Source organism: Paraburkholderia sp. IMGN_8, assembly GCF_038050405.1.
Lineage (GTDB): Bacteria > Pseudomonadota > Gammaproteobacteria > Burkholderiales > Burkholderiaceae > Paraburkholderia.
Genome location: NZ_CP150900.1, coordinates 2,585,244 through 2,602,240, shown reverse-complemented (window position 1 = coordinate 2,602,240; position 16,997 = coordinate 2,585,244). Strand labels below are relative to the sequence as shown.

Sequence of the window (16,997 nt, the reverse complement as noted above, 5' to 3'; positions counted from 1 at the left end):
TCTTCGCTCACTCCTCGCGCGCGGTCATCGTATGGATGATCTTGTCGAGCGCATCGCCGAACGCGATTTTTTCCTGTTCGTCGAGGCACTCGAACAGATCGTCATTCCACTTGCGCGCGATCGGCATTACTTTGCGATACAGCGCGCGGCCTTCAGTGGTTAGCGACACCAGCACCACACGACCGTCTTCGGCGCTCGGCTCGCGCTTCACGAGCCCTTGCCTGATCAACGCCTCGGCAGCACGGCTCGCCTGGCTCTTGTCGAGATTCGCGTGCCGCGCCAGCTCCATGATCGAAAACGGTCCGAACGATCCCACCGACGCAATCACTCGCGCTTCCGGCAACGTCACCCCCAGCTTGTCCTGATAGCGTTCGCTGATGCCACGCTCAGTGAGTTTGTTCAACACGTGCAGACGGTACGTAAGGAGTTGTTCCAGTCCAGTTTTGGCGGAGGCCTTCATGGTCTTCCCGTGATAAGTGGAGCGGTCGTGGCGCTGTGATTGTTGCCGCAACCGTCCCGCCGGTCAACGCGCGCCGTATTTCAGGCGCGTCAGCTGCTCGGCCGCGTCGGCGAGCAGGCGCGCTGCGTCGCGAATCGCCACCTCCAGCGTGATCGGCCCGGGGGCGGGCGAGAAGCAGCCGCTGAAATATTCGGCGAGGCGCGGCAGCGCCGCGGAGTCGACCGCGCCCGATAGCAGCGTGGCCGGCACGCCCACTGCCTGCGCGTGACGGCAGGCGATGAAGGGCGCCTTGCCGTGCAGCGTTTGGACATCCGAACGGCCTTCGCCTGTGATCAGCCAGTTGGCGCCCTTGAGCGCGGCGTCGAGGCCGATTTGCCGCGCGACGGTTTCCGCGCCCGGCTCGAACTGCGCACCCAGCATATGCAGCGCGAAGCCCAGACCGCCAGCCGCGCCCGCGCCGGGTTGATCGCGCGCGGTTCGCCCGAGCGCCGCTTCGAGCAGATCGGCAAAGTGGCCGAGGGCGGCGTCGATCGCGGCAATCTGCTCCGGCTTCACGCCTTTTTGCGGACCGAACACCGCGGTTGCGCCGTGATCGCCGGTAAGCGGGTTGTCTACGTCCGACATGCCGACGAACGACACGTCCGCCAGCCGGGCGTCGAGTTGCGACACATCGAGGCGCGCCACGCGCGCGAGGTGTTCGGGCGTCGCGTCGAGTTCCTTGTCCTGCGCGTCGAAAAGCTTCAGGCCGAGACCAGCGAGCAGACCCGCGCCGCCGTCATTCGTGCTGCTGCCGCCGAGCGCGACGAAAAAGCGCCGCACGCCCGCGTCGAGCAGTGCGCGGATTGCTTCGCCCATGCCGCGCGTGCTGCGCGCCTCGACCGGCACGCCCATGCCGACCGGATCCGTGATGCCGACGATTTCCGCGGTTTCGATGATCGCGCTGCCGTCCGCGAGCAGTCCGGTGAGCGCTTCGCGCACCGGCCCGGCCGCGCCGCGCACGCTCAGCTTGCGGCGCTCGCCGCCGCTCGTGAGCATGGCGTCGAGCGTCCCTTCGCCGCCGTCGGCCATCGGACAGATGCGCACGTCGGCGTCGGGCCGGGCGCGCTGGATGCCGGACGCAATCGCCTGCGCGACCTGCTCGGCGCTGAGCGAGCCTTTGAAGGAATCGGGAGCAATAACGACGACAGGCGAGGACGGCAGATTCGGCATGGTGTCTCTGAATGGTTGGAATCGTTGCGAGGGCGACAATAATGAAGGAAAAGAGGCGCGGCCCCGAGCGCGTCCGTTAGCTTAGCAGCATGGCGCCGCCGACTGAATATGTCGAACGGCATAGCGGGAATCGTCTGGTGAAAGAGGTCGCAAGCGAGGCCACCCGCGGGGCCTCAAGCCGGCGCGCCTCACGCGAGGCGGCTCGATCGAACGGCCGCAAAGCCGGCGAAAACACGCCGGAAAACGCCCGGAAAGCCGATAAAAACGTGCGCAATCATCGAATCCCGGTTAGGCGCGCAAATAGTTTGCTAAAATATTCGGCTCTTTAGACCCAAACCGTGCTGCCGGCGGCCTGCAAGCCCGCGGCGCAGGCGCGCAATCGATGCGAAGCGACATCGAAAAGCGGCACGGAGAAGATAACTGATTCGCTCGAATAATTTTAGGACGATTGAAGCCATGGCTAACGTTGTTGAAAACCTCGGCAAGCTCGAACGCCGCGTAACGATTTCCCTGCCGAAGGACGCCGTGCAGAAGGAAGTGGACTCGCGTATCCGTCAACTCGCGAAGAACGTGCGCATGCCGGGTTTTCGCCCGGGCAAGGTGCCGCTCAAGATGGTGACGCAACAGTATTCGGGCCAGGTGGAAGCCGAAGTGCTGAGCGACAAGGTCGGCAAGGAATTCTTCGACATCAGCCGCGCCGAAAACCTGCGCGTTGCCGGCCAGCCGAGCTTCGCGCCGAAGGCCGACGCTGCTGAAAACGACTACGCGTTCGACGCGACCTTCGAGGTGTATCCGGAAGTGAAGCTGGGCGACGTCGCCACGGCTGAAATCGAACGCACCACGACCACGATCAGCGAAGCGGAAATCGACCGCACGCTGGACATCCTGCGCAAGCAACGCGTTCACTTCCACGCTCGCGGCGAAGCCGGCGAGCACGGTGACGGCGGCGCGGACACGGCAGCGAAAGAAGGCGATCGCGTGACGGTCGACTTCGTCGGCAAGATCGACGGCGAAGTGTTCCAGGGCGGCAGCGCGGAAGATTTCGCGTTCGTGCTGGGCGAAGGCCGCATGCTGCCGGAATTCGAAAAGGCAGCGCTGGGTCTCGCGGTCGGCGCGTCGAAGGAATTCGATCTGACGTTCCCGGCCGACTACCACGGTAAGGAAGTGGCAGGCAAAACGGCGCAATTCACGATCACGATGAAGAAGATCGAGTGGCCGCACCTGCCGGAAATCGACGCTGAATTCGCGAAGTCGCTCGGCATCGAAGACGGCGATCTGACCAAGATGCGCGCTGAGATCAAGGACAACCTCGAACGCGAAGCGAAGCGCCGCACGCAAGCCATCGTCAAGAATCAGGTGATGGACGCGCTGCTGAAGATTTCGGAGCTCGACGTGCCGAACGCGCTGATCGAGCAGGATCAGGAACGCCTCGTCGCCATGGCCCGTCAGGATCTGGAGCAACGTGGCGTGCCCAACGCCGCTGACGCACCGATCCCGGCTGAAATGTTCAAGGAACAGGCAGAGCGCCGCGTGAAGCTGGGCCTCGTGTTGGCCGAGCTGGTCAAGGCCAACGAACTGCAGGCAAAGCCGGAGCAGATTCGTGCCGAAGTCGACGAATTCGCGAAAAGCTACGAAGACCCGAAGGAAGTCGTCCGCTGGTATTATTCCAATCAGCAACGTCTTGCCGAAATGGAAGCGTACGTCGTTGAAGCCAACGTCGTCGATTTCGTCCTCAGCAAGGCCAAGGTGACGGACAAGGAAGTGAGCTTCGAAGAACTGGCAAGCGCAACGGCGCAGGCGTAAGCGTCGCTGCAACGGCGTGCCGGCTGTCGGAGCGACGGCTCGCACGCCGTTTTTTTGTGCTGTGAATGTGCTCTGCTTTAAGTACAAACTTCAGCACGCGGATCGCGCACTTGAATATGGACTCGTCGTACACACCTGTCTAGCATCTGATATTTAGAATATTTCCAGACAAGGATCCATTGCATGACCTTTCGCGCCCAAATGCTGGACACGTTGACCTCCCAGTCGTCGCGGGATCTCGAAGCGCAGGCGCTCGGACTGGTGCCGATCGTCGTGGAAACGAGCGGCCGCGGCGAGCGCTCGTATGACATCTACTCGCGCCTGCTGAAAGAGCGCATTGTGTTCATGGTCGGCGAAGTGAACGACCAGACGGCCAATCTCGTTGTCGCGCAGATGCTGTTCCTCGAGAGCGAGAACCCGGACAAGGACATCAGCTTCTACATCAACAGCCCGGGCGGTTCGGTTTCGGCCGGCATGGCAATCTACGATACGATGCAGTTCATTAAGCCGGACGTGTCGACGCTGTGCATGGGTCTCGCGGCCAGCATGGGTGCGTTCCTGCTGGCGGCCGGTGCGAAGGGCAAGCGCTTTGCGCTGCCGAATTCGCGTGTGATGATTCACCAGCCCCTGGGCGGCGCGCGCGGTCAGGCATCGGACATTGAAATTCAGGCGCGTGAAATTCTGTATTTGAAGGAACGGCTGAATCATCTGCTCGCGCACCACACCGGCCAGCCGGTGGAACGTATCGCGCGCGACACCGACCGCGACAATTTCATGTCCGGCGATGACGCGCAAGCGTACGGGCTTGTCGATCAGGTGGCCCACAAGCGTCCTTGATCTGGTGCGTCTTCGCCCCATGATTGGGCAAAGACGTCATCGGATCGGTTGTGAAATAATCAAGACTCGTCCGAGCGCCTGCGGCAAACGCCGTTATCCTGGCTCAAGCCCCGCCGCGCCCAACTGTGAGGCAGGGGCAAACGGCGTATCATGTAATCGAGTGTCCGGAGGCTCACACATCTATGGCGGACAAGAAAGGTTCTAACAGCGAAAAGCTGTTGTATTGCTCGTTCTGCGGCAAGAGCCAGCATGAAGTCAAAAAACTGATTGCGGGCCCGTCGGTGTTCATCTGCGATGAATGTATCGACCTGTGCAACGAAATCATCCGCGATGAGGCTGCAGGCGCGGGCATCGAGGCGGGCTTGTCCAAGTCCGATCTGCCGAGTCCGCAGGAAATCCGTGAAATCCTCGATCAGTACGTGATCGGTCAAGAACGCGCGAAGAAGATTCTCGCGGTCGCGGTGTACAACCACTACAAGCGCCTCAAGCATCTCGACAAGAAGGACGAGATCGAGCTGTCCAAGAGCAACATCCTGCTGATCGGCCCGACTGGTTCCGGCAAGACTTTGCTCGCGCAGACGCTCGCGCGCCTTCTGAACGTCCCGTTCGTCATTGCCGACGCAACGACGCTGACGGAAGCCGGCTACGTCGGCGAAGACGTCGAGAACATCATCCAGAAGCTGCTGCAGAACTGCAATTACGAAGTCGACAAGGCCCAGCGCGGCATTGTTTACATCGACGAAATCGACAAGATCAGCCGCAAGTCCGACAACCCGTCGATTACCCGCGATGTGTCGGGTGAAGGCGTGCAGCAGGCCTTGCTGAAGCTGGTTGAGGGTACGATGGCGTCGGTGCCGCCGCAGGGTGGCCGTAAGCATCCGAATCAGGACTTCATCCAGGTCGACACGACCAATATCCTGTTTATTTGTGGCGGCGCGTTTGATGGCTTGGAAAAGGTCATCGTCGACCGTACCGAAAAGACCGGAATTGGCTTCGGCGCGAGCGTGAAGAGCAAGCAGGACCGCGACGCGGGCGAAGTACTGCGCGAAGTGGAGCCGGAAGATCTGATCAAGTTCGGTCTGATTCCTGAGCTGATCGGCCGTCTGCCGGTGGTGGCTACGCTCGGCAAGCTCGACGAAGCGGCGCTGATGAAGATCCTCGTCGAACCGAAGAACGCGCTGGTAAAGCAATACCACAAGCTGTTCAATATGGAACGCGTCGAACTCGAGATTCGTCCGGCGGCGTTGCAGGCTGTGGCGCGTAAGGCGATCCGCCGCAAGACGGGCGCACGAGGTTTGCGTTCGATCCTGGAACAGGCGTTGCTTGACGTGATGTACGACCTGCCGGCTATGAAAGGCGTTAGCAAGGTTATCATCGACGACAACGTAATTGACGGCGACGGCAAACCGCTACTGATCTACGAAGACGCGCCCAAGGTTGCGGGTTCGAACTGATCGGCTTTCGGGTTCTGCAAACAAGCCGTTCATGGCGACGTGAACGGCTTTTTCGTTTATCGTGTGGTCAGGATGGTTGTTTTCACTATGGAGTCACTGAACCTTCGGAGTCACTGAACTTTTCCCACACGCGGAGGCTTGCAATCTTTTCTGCTGGCCTCACCTATCGAACGAACTGATTCCACTCATGGGGAAATGAAATGTCAGGAACCCAACTCCTTCCGCCGGAACGCATTACGCTCCCGCTGCTCCCGCTGCGTGACGTAGTCGTCTTCCCGCACATGGTGATTCCGCTCTTCGTAGGCCGCCCGAAGTCGATCAAGGCTCTCGAAGCAGCGATGGAAGGCGGCAAGCACATCATGCTCGTCGCCCAAAAAACGGCTGCGAAAGATGAGCCGACCGAAAAGGACATGTACGAAGTAGGGTGTGTTGCCAACATCCTGCAAATGCTGAAGCTGCCCGACGGCACCGTTAAGGTGCTCGTCGAAGGCTTGCAGCGCGCGAAAACGCTTTCCATCGAAGAGCAGGAAACGCAGTTCTCGTGCGAAGTGATGCCGCTCGAACCCGACCACGCCGACAGCGCTGAAACTGAAGCGCTGCGCCGCGCGATCGTGTCGCAGTTCGACCAGTATGTGAAGCTGAACAAGAAGATCCCGCCGGAGATCCTGACGTCGCTGTCGGGTATCGACGAGGCCGGGCGTCTGGCCGACACGATCGCGGCGCATTTGCCGCTCAAGCTCGACCAGAAGCAGCATATCCTCGAAATGTTCCCGGTCATCGAGCGCCTCGAGCATCTGCTCGCGCAACTCGAAGCCGAGATCGACATCCTGCAGGTTGAAAAGCGCATCCGTGGGCGTGTCAAACGCCAGATGGAGAAGAGCCAGCGCGAGTACTACCTGAACGAACAGGTCAAGGCGATCCAGAAGGAACTCGGCGAAGGCGAAGAAGGTGCGGATCTCGAAGAACTCGAGAAGCGCATCACGGCTGCCCGCATGCCGAAGGAAGCCAAGAAGAAGGCCGACGCAGAGCTGAAGAAGCTTAAGCTGATGTCGCCGATGTCGGCTGAAGCGACGGTCGTGCGCAACTACATCGATACGCTGATCGGCTTGCCGTGGCGCAAGAAGAGCAAGGTCAACAACGACCTCTCGAATGCGGAACGCGTGCTCGACGAAGACCACTTCGGTCTCGAGAAAGTGAAGGAACGCATTCTCGAGTATCTCGCGGTCCAGCAACGTGTCGACAAGGTGAAGGCGCCGATCCTGTGCCTCGTTGGGCCTCCGGGTGTCGGTAAGACGTCGCTGGGCCAGTCGATCGCTCGCGCCACGAACCGCAAGTTCGTGCGCATGGCGCTCGGCGGCGTGCGCGACGAAGCCGAGATTCGCGGTCACCGTCGTACGTATATCGGTTCGATGCCCGGCAAGATTCTGCAAAGCCTGACCAAGGTCGGCGTGCGCAATCCACTCTTCCTGCTCGACGAAGTCGACAAGATGGGGCAGGATTTCCGCGGCGATCCGTCGTCAGCCTTGCTGGAAGTGCTCGATCCGGAACAGAACCATACGTTCGCCGATCACTATGTCGAAGTCGACTTCGATCTGTCGGACGTGATGTTCGTGGCGACGTCGAACTCGCTGAACATTCCGCCGCCGTTGCTCGACCGGATGGAAGTGATCCGTCTGTCGGGTTACACGGAAGACGAGAAGGTCAGCATCGCGCAACGTTATCTTTTGCCCAAGCAGAAGAAGAATAACGGCCTCAAGGATGGCGAGGTCGAGGTAGCGGAAACCGCGATCCGCGACATCATTCGTTACTACACGCGCGAAGCGGGCGTCCGTTCGCTAGAGCGTGAAATTTCGAAAATCTGCCGCAAGGTCGTGAAGATGCTTCTGCTGAAGAAGGCGGAAGGCGCGGTGAAGGTCGACGGCAGCAATATCGATACTTTCCTCGGCGTGCGCAAGTACGACTTCGGTCTGGCAGCGAAGGAAAATCAGGTTGGCCAGGTCACGGGTCTTGCGTGGACGGAAGTCGGCGGCGATCTGCTGACGATCGAAGCCGCGGTCATGCCGGGTAAGGGCAATGTGATCCGCACCGGTTCGCTCGGCGACGTGATGAAGGAATCTGTCGAAGCCGCGCGCTCGGTGGTCCGCTCGCGTTCGCGCCGTCTGGGTGTCAAGGACGAAGCGTTCGAGAAGCAGGACATTCACATCCACGTGCCGGAAGGCGCGACGCCGAAGGACGGTCCTTCGGCCGGAATCGCGATGACGACCGCGCTGGTGTCGGTGCTGACCGGTATCCCAGTGCGCGCGGATGTAGCGATGACGGGCGAAATCACGCTGCGTGGCGAGGTATTGCCGATCGGTGGCCTGAAGGAGAAGCTGCTGGCGGCGCATCGCGGCGGTATCAAGCTGGTGCTGATTCCGGAAGAAAACGTCAAGGATCTGACGGAAATTCCAGACAACGTGAAGAACGCGATCGAAATCATGCCGGTCCGTTGGATCGACAGGGTGCTCGAACTGGCGCTCGAACGTGTGCCTGCAGCGCTGTCGGAAGAAGAGCTGAAGCCTGCTACGCCTGTCGCAGCAGAGCCGGCGAAAGACACCGGCGCTACGGAAGTCGTGAAGCACTAAGGCAGCTGGTAGCGAAAGTAGGTTGCTGTACGAAAACCCGCGGCTTGGTCCGCGGGTTTTTTATTGCCCACGATTTTCCGAAAGGATTCGCCGGCACACGAACGCGCGCCGTCCCACCTTTTGAGCAAACACGGCTGCAATCGCTCAACTGGTTGTGCGCACATCGATCGGCGGCAAGATTCGGTGATCAAAAGACCGCCCGGGAACCTGCGCAATCAGGCTCAATCCCGCTTGACACAAGGGTTTCGGCCAATTCTAATGAGTCGGCTCGGCGCTGCCCGCCGGCCGCGTGATGCCAGGTGCTACAGAGCGCCGTCACGATTGCCATAACATTCTCGGGGGTTGGAATGAATAAAACGGAATTGATCGATCACATTGCACAGCAGGCCGACATTTCGAAGGCTGCGGCCGGCCGTGCACTCGATGCCGTGATCGGTGGCGTCAAAGGTACGTTGAAGAAGGGCGGTTCGGTGACGCTGGTCGGCTTCGGCACGTTTGCCGTTGGTAAGCGTACGGCGCGTACGGGCCGCAATCCGCGCACCGGCGCTGCCATCAAGATCAAGGCAGCGAAGGTCCCTAAATTTAGGCCTGGCAAAGCTCTGAAGGATGCGTTAAACTAATGGACTTGCTGCTTGATGACCTGCAGGTTTCGTTAGAAAGAAGTGCAACGAAAATGCAGCGACTTGGTGTTACCACGGGTTATTGCGTCAGGCAGCAGAATAGAAGTACGCTAATCCGCGAAGCGGGTGCTTAGCTCAGTTGGTAGAGCGGCGCCCTTACAAGGCGTAGGTCGGGAGTTCGAGCCTCTCAGCACCCACCATTCCGTTTCACGATTGGCGTCCGAGCAGGTCCGAAGAGATCTGCTGCAGTACTCTAAAACCCGCGTGGCTATTGGCTCCGCGGGTTTTTTATTGCCCGCTGGCTGGGTAGATATGTCCAGTGCCGTCCAGCCGAATCCGAACTTTTTTTCGTTGTATTTTTTGTTGTATCTTGGGTTTTGACCCGTTCGCGACGACCCCATCGTAAACCGCATTGACGGTGCGATGGCTTCGCATTGTTCAGTGGTAGTCGTTTCCAATACGTTTGGTACAGTTCAGCCCTGCTCGCGACTAGTTCGATTAACTGGATAATGCGAATTATCGAGTGCACTTGAAACCGGCAAAGAGCGCGCATGCAGATCAAATGGCTGGAAGATTTCAGGGAACTGGCGAAGACGCGCAGTTTCAGCCGCGCCGCCGAAAATCGTAGCGTTACACATCCTGCCTTCGGTCGACGCATCAGGGCGTTGGAGGAATGGGTGGGCACAGCGTTGGTCGACCGCGGAGTGCAGCCGGTCGCCTTGACGCCAGCTGGGCGGCTATTTTTGGATGCTGCGTCCAATGCCATTGATGACTTGAATGAAGCACGCTGGCTACTGCGTGAAGTCCAACTCCCGGTCGCGCTCAAAATCGGTACGGGCAGGACCCTCGCGCGCACGTTCGTGCCGGGCTGGTATCAGGATCTGTATGAGCAGCGCGGCCCTTTTCCGATTAGCGTGACGACCGGTGGCACGCAGGGAGGCGTGCTGGAACTCGCCGATGGCACGACCGACCTGCTCATATCCTACGCGAGTCCGCAGGCCGATGCATTGCTCGACCCGCGGAAATACGACCACTGCCGGCTAGACAGCGAGACGCTTGTACCGGTCAGTATTCCCGATAAGCGCGGACACCCGCGTTTCAGGCTGCCCGGTTCGGCCGGCTCGCCGTTGCCATGGCTTGCGTTCTCCCGCGGCCTGACGCTTCGGCAAATCCTCGACAGTCATCTCGCAGCGACTGACCAGAAAGCCTTTCTAACGCCCGTGTTTCAGGCTGATTTCTATGAGGCTGTGGAGGAAATGGCCCTGCGGGGTTTTGGCATGGCGTGGCTGCCGCACCGGCTGGTAAAGAACGACCTCGGTGCTGGCGCGTTGTGTCTTGCGGGCGTCAAGGAATGGAACATCCGCGTTGACATCAGCATGTACCGCGTACGCAGCAATCAGAACGCGTTGCTGGACGAGGTCTGGAAGCTTGCCATCGCCAACGCACAGCGGCTGGGCTAGCAACAAGCGCTCGCCACCCGTACGCAACGGCGGTTGCTCAAAGTAGCCCGACCTAGTGCCAAAACGGCACAGACGGTCTTTTTGCGCTCCATAGACTCCTTCGAATTCCTCGCCGACTAGACGGACAAACCTGGCGGGGAGACTTTGAGGAGAGAACTATGCTCGCGAGAACGCTCGGCATGAAAGATGGCGACAGCGCGGATCGTCCAGAGGACGCGTTGCTTAACACCACCGCGACGCCGCGGCGACCAGCCGCCTGGCGCGCAGTACTGGCGGCGAGCGTCGGAAACGCGCTCGAATACTACGATCTGCTGATCTATGGCTATTTCGCCATCACCATCGGCAAGCTTTTTTTCCCGACCGGCGACGACTGGACTTCACTGATGCTGTCCGTCGGCACCTTCGGCATCTCGTTCGTCATGCGGCCGCTAGGCTCCATTGTGCTGGGTAGCTATGCAGACCGCGCAGGGCGCAAGGCTGCACTCACCTGGTCCATCCTGCTGATGATGATCGGCACGGCGATGCTCGCTCTCGCACCTACCTATGCGCGTATCGGACTGTGGTCTCCCGCGCTCGTGATCGTCGCGCGATTGCTGCAGGGATTTTCGACTGGCGGCGAATTCGGCGCCGCGACGGCCTTCATGGTCGAGCACGCCGATGGCAAGCGGCTGGGTTACAACGGCAGTTGGCAAGCATCGACGCAAGGTCTCGCGACCGTCCTTGCCGCCGGTCTTAGTACGGTGCTGACCTATACCCTCAGCACGCAGCAGATCGATGCCTGGGGATGGCGAGCAGCCTTCCTGTTCGGTTTGCTGATCGGGCCGATCGGCCTCTACATCCGTCGCTATACACCGGAAACGCCAGAGTTCCTTGCGCTGCAGGCGACTAGCCGAAGCGATCAACGCGAGGTTTCCCCGTTACGCGATACGCTGACGATCGGCTTGCCCGGCCTTTTGCTTGGCGCGGGCGTAGTGGTGGCGGTGACGGCGTTCAGCTACGTGCAAAAGGTGTATATGCCCACCTATGCCGTTAAGCAGTTGCATATCGCAACGAGTGCGTCGCTCGTCTGTACGATGGTAACTGGCGTCATGCTGATGGTGATGGCCCCGTTTTTTGGTTTGCTGTCGGACAGATACGGGCGCATCCGCGTGATTGCCATCGCGATGATCGTGATCGCCGTATCCACGTATCCGATGTTTTCCACCATGGTCGCGTATCCGACCTTTGCGACGCTGCTGGCGACCCAGGCTATCGTTGGTGTGCTGCTTGCGGCGATTCTCGCGCCCTTGCCTGCGCTGCTCTCCGAGATATTCCCAACCCGTACCCGAGGCACGGGACTGGCGCTGAGCTACAACTTGTCCGTGACGATTTTCGGCGGCTTTTCGCCACTGATCGTGACCTGGCTGATCGGAACGACACACAACAAGACATCGCCCAGTTTCTATGTACTGGCTACAACGTTGATCAGCCTCACCGCGTTGTGGCTGCTGCGCCGCCGCAGCGCACGGCACCGACTGATGCGACGACACGTTCTTTTGGAAAACTAAAAATGACGACACTAGAAGCGCTTCGCGCCACATTGCCGAGCTATCCGATCGAGCTGGACAAGCCTGATATTCGCCGCTGGCGGACCGGTCAGGACGGTATCGACTATGTCCAAAGTTTCGACAGTGGGGTGGCCGGCCCACACGTGATGATCAACGCACTCACTCATGGCAACGAGATGTGCGGCGCGATAGCGCTCGACATCTTGCTGGCTTCGGGCCTGCGACCGAGCAGGGGGCGATTGACACTGTCGTTCGCGAACGTGGCGGCGTATGACCGATTCGATCCGACCGATCCAGACGCCACGCGTTATATCGATGAAGACATGAACCGCCTGTGGGCGCCTGAAAAGCTGGACGGACCGGACGACAGTCTTGAGTTGCGCCGGGCGCGTGAACTGCGTCCGCTCATCGATACCGTGGACTTTCTGTTCGACATTCATTCGATGCATGAGAAGTCGGAGCCCCTGATTCTCACTGGCCCGCTCGCGAAGGGCGTAGCGCTAGCGCGGCAGATGGCCGCGCCGGCTCATCTGATGATTGACGAAGGCCATGCCGCAGGGCGACGCTTGCGCGACTATGGCGGCTTCGGCGATCCGAACAGCTCCAAAAACGCGCTGCTGATCGAATGCGGACAGCATTTTGAGCAAGCGGGTCGGGACGTTGCGCTTGATGCTGTATGCCGGTTCCTGACAAGCACCGGCGTGATCGATTCGGCGTCTGTCGCACCATGGATGAAGTCGGCTTCACCACTACGGCCACAATGCATCCGCGTGACTCACGCGGTCACGGCGGACTCGACGGACTTCCGCTTCACCGATGACTTCCGCGGCATGGAAGTGATTGCCGAGGCAGGAACGCTGATCGCCGTCGACGGCGCGCGCCGGATCGTCACTCCTTACGACAACTGCGTGTTGTTGCAACCGTCTCTGCGCCATCTCGGCAAGGGAGTCACCGTGGTCAGGCTCGGCAAGTTGGACTACTCGGGGTGATTTCAGAGAGGCCCTTGTGTTGCGGGCGAGGCTGATAAGCGCGATCTATGGCAATGAAGAGAACTAGCGGAACACACCGCGCGCAATCTCGCAGCCTTATTCACTCGAAGAAACATTCCTTCAACGGCACAAGCGCGGCACCGATTACGGCCGCGTTGCCGTTCGCTTCGCCGAGCACGAGCTTCGGCCTTGGGGGGGCGACGCCATATCGATGCTTTTCCCAAAAGCGGGCCCGCTCAATCAGCATCCTGCCCAATTGAACGGGCAACTGGCCGCCGAATACGATAGCTTCAGGATCGAATAAACCAGCCACGGTGTTGATAACCCGATCCAGTGCGGGAAGGGTGCGCTCGATCCAGCTCTCCACGCCGGACCATGTCGGATCAAAGCGGAAGCGCAAGTCCTCGACCGAGTCGATGTCGACGCCGTTTGCCCGTAATTCCTTGATCAGGTACTGCAGCGCCGGACGACGACCGGTCTCGTCCTCGTCATAAATCATCATCTCGCCCGCGTTGCCATGTGAACCAAAATAGGGCTTACCGTCGATGACAATGCCGCCGCCAAACCCATAGTTAAATGACAGATAGACGAAACTGCGCGCCCACAGTCCTGCCCCGAGCAGGCTCTCACCGATAGCTGCCATCGTGGCATTGTTTTCGATCCATACCGGTAGTTCGAAGCAATTTTCAAGAATCGGTTCAAGGTCGATCAATGACCAGTCCTGTAGCGGCTCCGGTGCATTCACCTGGCGCCGGTCGGCGACAAAGAAGCCGGAAATCGCAAAACCCACACCGATAAGGCGCTCGGCGTCGCGAGTCGACAAGCAGATCCTCGAGCTGGCGAAGGAACTCGGCATCAGCGAAGAAGACGTCGTGAAGAAGATCATGCTCGACGACACGGTGGACGGCGTGTTCACGACTGTCGAGGACGTCGCGCGGACGGTGCTGTTCCTGTCGTCGTTCCCGAGCGCCGCACTGACCGGCCAGTCGTTCGTGGTCAGCCACGGCTGGTACACGCAATAAAGGCCCACGCCTGCACCGAAAAGCCGACGGTCGATCCGACAGGCAGCGCGAGGTTGACCGGCGGGCCGCGAGGATCTGCCTTCCTTACATTCATTCATGGCTTGCGCTATTCACCGGTGGGGGACGCTCAGTCCATTCTCTTAGGCAAGGGAGATGTCAATTGAAAGCAGCCGCATATTAAGTATGTACCAGACAGTCCGCGGATCCGCTTTGTCGAACGAAACACGCACGGACGAACGCGTGCCGGGCACGACGCGGCTCCGGCCCGGCACGATCGCTCATGGCCTGCCGGCGGCATCGACACCCATACTCACACGCCGCTTTCATCAATCTGTGTACGCGATTGTCTTCAAAACGTGCTAGAAATAACCGAATAAGGGCACGTCGATGCGGCCTTCAAAAAACGGGAGAAGAAATGAAAGCCGTTGCCTTTTCGAATAACGACATCGCGGTGTTTGCCTGGACCTTCGGCGGCAAACTGAAGGGCTGTCTGGGCTTCGCGATCTACCGGATCGACGTGCTGGCTGGCACGGAAACGCCATTGCCGGCGATGGCGACCTTCGACGGACAGTCGGCGGATCCCGGGCGCACGACGGTCGTGGACCCTATCCAGAAGTTCTTCTGGAAAGACGTCTATGCGATCCGCGGGAAAACCTACAAGTACAAGATAGTCCCGATGGGCGGCACGCCGGGCAATCTCGCGCCGATGCCGTATGGACCGCTGATCACCAATCAGATCCAGCTGACGCCGCATTACGGCACGCTGTCCGCTTACTTCAATCGCGGCATCCTCGCGACGCAGGCGACCGCGAAAGCGCTGAACGACACGTCCGGTGGCGGCCCGATGGCCGACGCGCTCACACAGCACATCTACACCATCGGCGATCCGCTTCGCAACGACCTCGCGGGTGACATGATCGACGCGCTGACCTCGCTGCCGAAGGAAGCGGCGCAGAGCGGCGCGACGCTCAAATGCGCGTTCTACGAGCTGGACGATCCCGAAGTCATCGGTACGCTCAAGCCTTTGCAGGGTTCGCTGAACCTGATCCTGACCAACATGCCGGGCCAGGATGGCACGGGCCAGCCGACGAACGACGTGTATGAGCCCGAACGCGAAGCGATGAAGGCGGCCGGCGCGGACGTGACCGACCGGTTCATGGCGGCGAACCACATCGGCCACAACAAGTTCCAGGTACTGGTGCAGGGCGATAAGCCGCAGGCGGCGCTGTTCGGTTCGACCAACGTGACCGCGCACGGGCTCTGCGCGCAGACGAACAACACGATCATCGCACGCTCGGCGGCGGTCGCGGTGGCGTACGACGACTACTGGATCCGCCTGAGGCAGGACACGCTGCCGCCTGGCCCGAAGGTCACCGGCCCACAGGATGAGCCGCTGCGGTCGGCCGACGCGAAAGGCCCCGTCAGCGTGGACCTCGAGGACGGCAGCGGGAAAATCGACATCTGGTTCTCGCCGAACACGCCGAAGCAGCGGGCCAGCAAGCCGAAACCGGACGAACCGACGCCACCGGATCTGCAGGCGCTGTTCGACCTGATCGGCAAGGCGCAGCAGTCGATCCTTTTCCTGGTGTTCGAGCCGGGCTATCCGAGCATCGTCGACGCGATCGGGCAGGCGCAGAAGGTCAACCCGGCGCTGTTCGTGCGAGGTGCGGTGACGGACGCGACGGCGGCCGGCGAGTTCTACACCGCGATCCACGACGGGCAGGTTCCGGTCGCACGGCCGAAGAAGGGGGACGCGCCGCTGCCGGAGGATTTTCGCGTGATCCACACACGTGGCGTCACGAAGGGGGACGCGTTCGGCCAGTGGACGCAGGAGCTGAATCAGGCCGGCCACGCAGTGATCCACGACAAGATCGTCGTCATCGATCCGTTCTCCGACAACTGCGTCGTCGCGATGGGTAGCCACAACGACGGCTATAAGGCGTCGTACAACAACGACGAGAATCTCAACCTCATCAAGGGGCACCGTGCGGTGGCCGAGGCCTACGCCGCGCATTGCCTGGACGTCTACGACCATTACGCGTGGCGCTACTGGCTTGAATCGGAAAAGGACAAGGCGTGGCATTTCCTGAAGGCGGACGACAGCTGGCAGGACGCGTATTTCGCGGCCGACAACTCTGTGAAGTCGTCCGAGCTGAACTTCTGGCTGGCCGCGGTTCCGAAGACCGACGCGCTGCCGACGATGCACGCGACCGGCTCGACGAGAGTGCGGCCGGCGCTGCAGGAACAGACGGGCGGGCTGTCGCCCGCGGTGGGGCCGCATGCGGCGAAGGCGAAATCCGCAAAGACACCGAAATCGGCGAAATCGCCGAAGCCCGAGAAAACGACGAAGGCGACGAAGCCGGCTTTGCAGCGCAAAACCAAGTCAAAGTGAGGGCATCGCGATGAACAGTTTGGCTACTCGACACATTCTGGTGATGCGGCATGCGGAAAAGCCCGACGACGCCGGCGATCCGAATCTGTCGCCCGCAGGCTATGCGCGCGCGAAGCAGCTCGCGACCTATATTCCCGACACGTTCGGCAAACCGGACGTGATCATCGCGGCCGCGAACTCGGCGGAGAGCTTGCGGCCCGATGAAACCGCGACGCCGCTCGCGCAGCAGTGCGGACTCGACGTGCAGATGCCGTACCCGGACGACCAGTTCGTCGACGCGGCGCAACTGATGCTCACCGGCACCGGTTACAAGAACCAGCCGCTGATCGTGTGCTGCTGGCATCACGGAAAGCTTCCGAAGCCGATGCATGCACTGGGATGTGAGAAGGGCTCGTACCCGGACCCGTGGGACGAGACCGTGTTCAATCTGATCCTGAAGGTCGGGATTCGTGCCGACGGAACGATCAAGGTCGATCAGATGCCAGAACCGTTCTAGCGGCCGCTTAAGTTTTCGCCGGCGGTACGAAGAAGGGTCACGCAGGCGATACGGACTCGAGATGGCCGCCGCGCGGCCACGCTC

13 protein-coding genes, 1 tRNA gene and 1 pseudogene are annotated in these 16,997 nt (G+C 60.5%); 12 read left to right on the top strand and 3 right to left on the bottom strand.

Annotated elements, in window-relative coordinates:
• Nucleotides 1-7: 7 nt before the first annotated feature.
• Entirely contained in the window at nt 8-460 is a 453-nt protein-coding gene (locus tag WN982_RS12015) for a MarR family transcriptional regulator (protein WP_341312229.1), read from the bottom strand.
• Nucleotides 461-523: 63 nt separating this feature from the next.
• Entirely contained in the window at nt 524-1,669 is a 1,146-nt protein-coding gene (locus WN982_RS12010; protein WP_341312228.1) for a glycerate kinase, read from the bottom strand.
• Nucleotides 1,670-2,125: 456 nt separating this feature from the next.
• Here WN982_RS12010 and tig point away from each other — a divergent pair, with 456 nt between their 5' ends.
• From tig to WN982_RS11965, 9 genes are all read left to right on the top strand, one after another.
• Entirely contained in the window at nt 2,126-3,472 is a 1,347-nt protein-coding gene (gene tig / locus WN982_RS12005; protein ID WP_341312227.1) for a trigger factor, read from the top strand.
• Nucleotides 3,473-3,655: 183 nt separating this feature from the next.
• Nucleotides 3,656-4,309, top strand: coding sequence for an ATP-dependent Clp endopeptidase proteolytic subunit ClpP (gene clpP, locus WN982_RS12000; RefSeq protein ID WP_115099893.1), 654 nt, complete (start codon nt 3,656-3,658; stop codon nt 4,307-4,309).
• A 182-nt stretch (nt 4,310-4,491) separates the two neighbouring features.
• Complete coding sequence (clpX, locus tag WN982_RS11995; protein WP_341312226.1) at nt 4,492-5,763, top strand: ATP-dependent Clp protease ATP-binding subunit ClpX; 1,272 nt, start codon at nt 4,492-4,494, stop codon at nt 5,761-5,763.
• A gap of 200 nt (nt 5,764-5,963) precedes the next feature.
• The gene (gene lon, locus WN982_RS11990) at nt 5,964-8,387 is read left to right on the top strand and encodes an endopeptidase La (protein ID WP_341312225.1); all 2,424 of its coding nucleotides are present in this window, start codon (nt 5,964-5,966) and stop codon (nt 8,385-8,387) included.
• A 347-nt stretch (nt 8,388-8,734) separates the two neighbouring features.
• Nucleotides 8,735-9,007, top strand: a complete 273-nt coding sequence (locus WN982_RS11985; RefSeq protein ID WP_007585907.1) for an HU family DNA-binding protein — start codon at nt 8,735-8,737, stop codon at nt 9,005-9,007.
• A gap of 124 nt (nt 9,008-9,131) precedes the next feature.
• Nucleotides 9,132-9,207 (top strand) — tRNA-Val (locus WN982_RS11980).
• A 351-nt stretch (nt 9,208-9,558) separates the two neighbouring features.
• Nucleotides 9,559-10,467, top strand: coding sequence for a LysR substrate-binding domain-containing protein (locus WN982_RS11975; protein ID WP_341312224.1), 909 nt, complete (start codon nt 9,559-9,561; stop codon nt 10,465-10,467).
• 158 nt (nt 10,468-10,625) lie between these two features.
• Nucleotides 10,626-12,014: an MFS transporter gene (locus WN982_RS11970; RefSeq protein WP_341312223.1), complete on the top strand. Its 1,389-nt coding sequence runs from the start codon at nt 10,626-10,628 to the stop codon at nt 12,012-12,014.
• 2 nt (nt 12,015-12,016) lie between these two features.
• Nucleotides 12,017-13,003, top strand: a complete 987-nt coding sequence (locus WN982_RS11965; protein ID WP_341312222.1) for a M14 family metallopeptidase — start codon at nt 12,017-12,019, stop codon at nt 13,001-13,003.
• Nucleotides 13,004-13,103: 100 nt separating this feature from the next.
• Here WN982_RS11965 and WN982_RS11960 read toward each other — a convergent pair whose 3' ends face one another.
• Entirely contained in the window at nt 13,104-13,859 is a 756-nt protein-coding gene (locus tag WN982_RS11960; RefSeq protein WP_341315779.1) for an ROK family protein, read from the bottom strand.
• Between WN982_RS11960 and WN982_RS11955 the strand changes: the two are divergent.
• From WN982_RS11955 to WN982_RS11945, 3 genes and pseudogenes are all read left to right on the top strand, one after another.
• Nucleotides 13,819-14,025: pseudogene (locus WN982_RS11955) on the top strand (3-hydroxybutyrate dehydrogenase); the annotation flags it as partial. The gene WN982_RS11960 and the pseudogene WN982_RS11955 sit on opposite strands and share 41 nt — an antisense overlap.
• Before the next feature lie 415 nt (nt 14,026-14,440).
• Nucleotides 14,441-16,417 (top strand): hypothetical protein, encoded by a 1,977-nt coding sequence (locus WN982_RS11950; protein WP_341312221.1) that lies wholly within the window; start codon nt 14,441-14,443, stop codon nt 16,415-16,417.
• A 10-nt stretch (nt 16,418-16,427) separates the two neighbouring features.
• Nucleotides 16,428-16,913: a histidine phosphatase family protein gene (locus WN982_RS11945; protein WP_341312220.1), complete on the top strand. Its 486-nt coding sequence runs from the start codon at nt 16,428-16,430 to the stop codon at nt 16,911-16,913.
• Nucleotides 16,914-16,997: the final 84 nt, after the last annotated feature.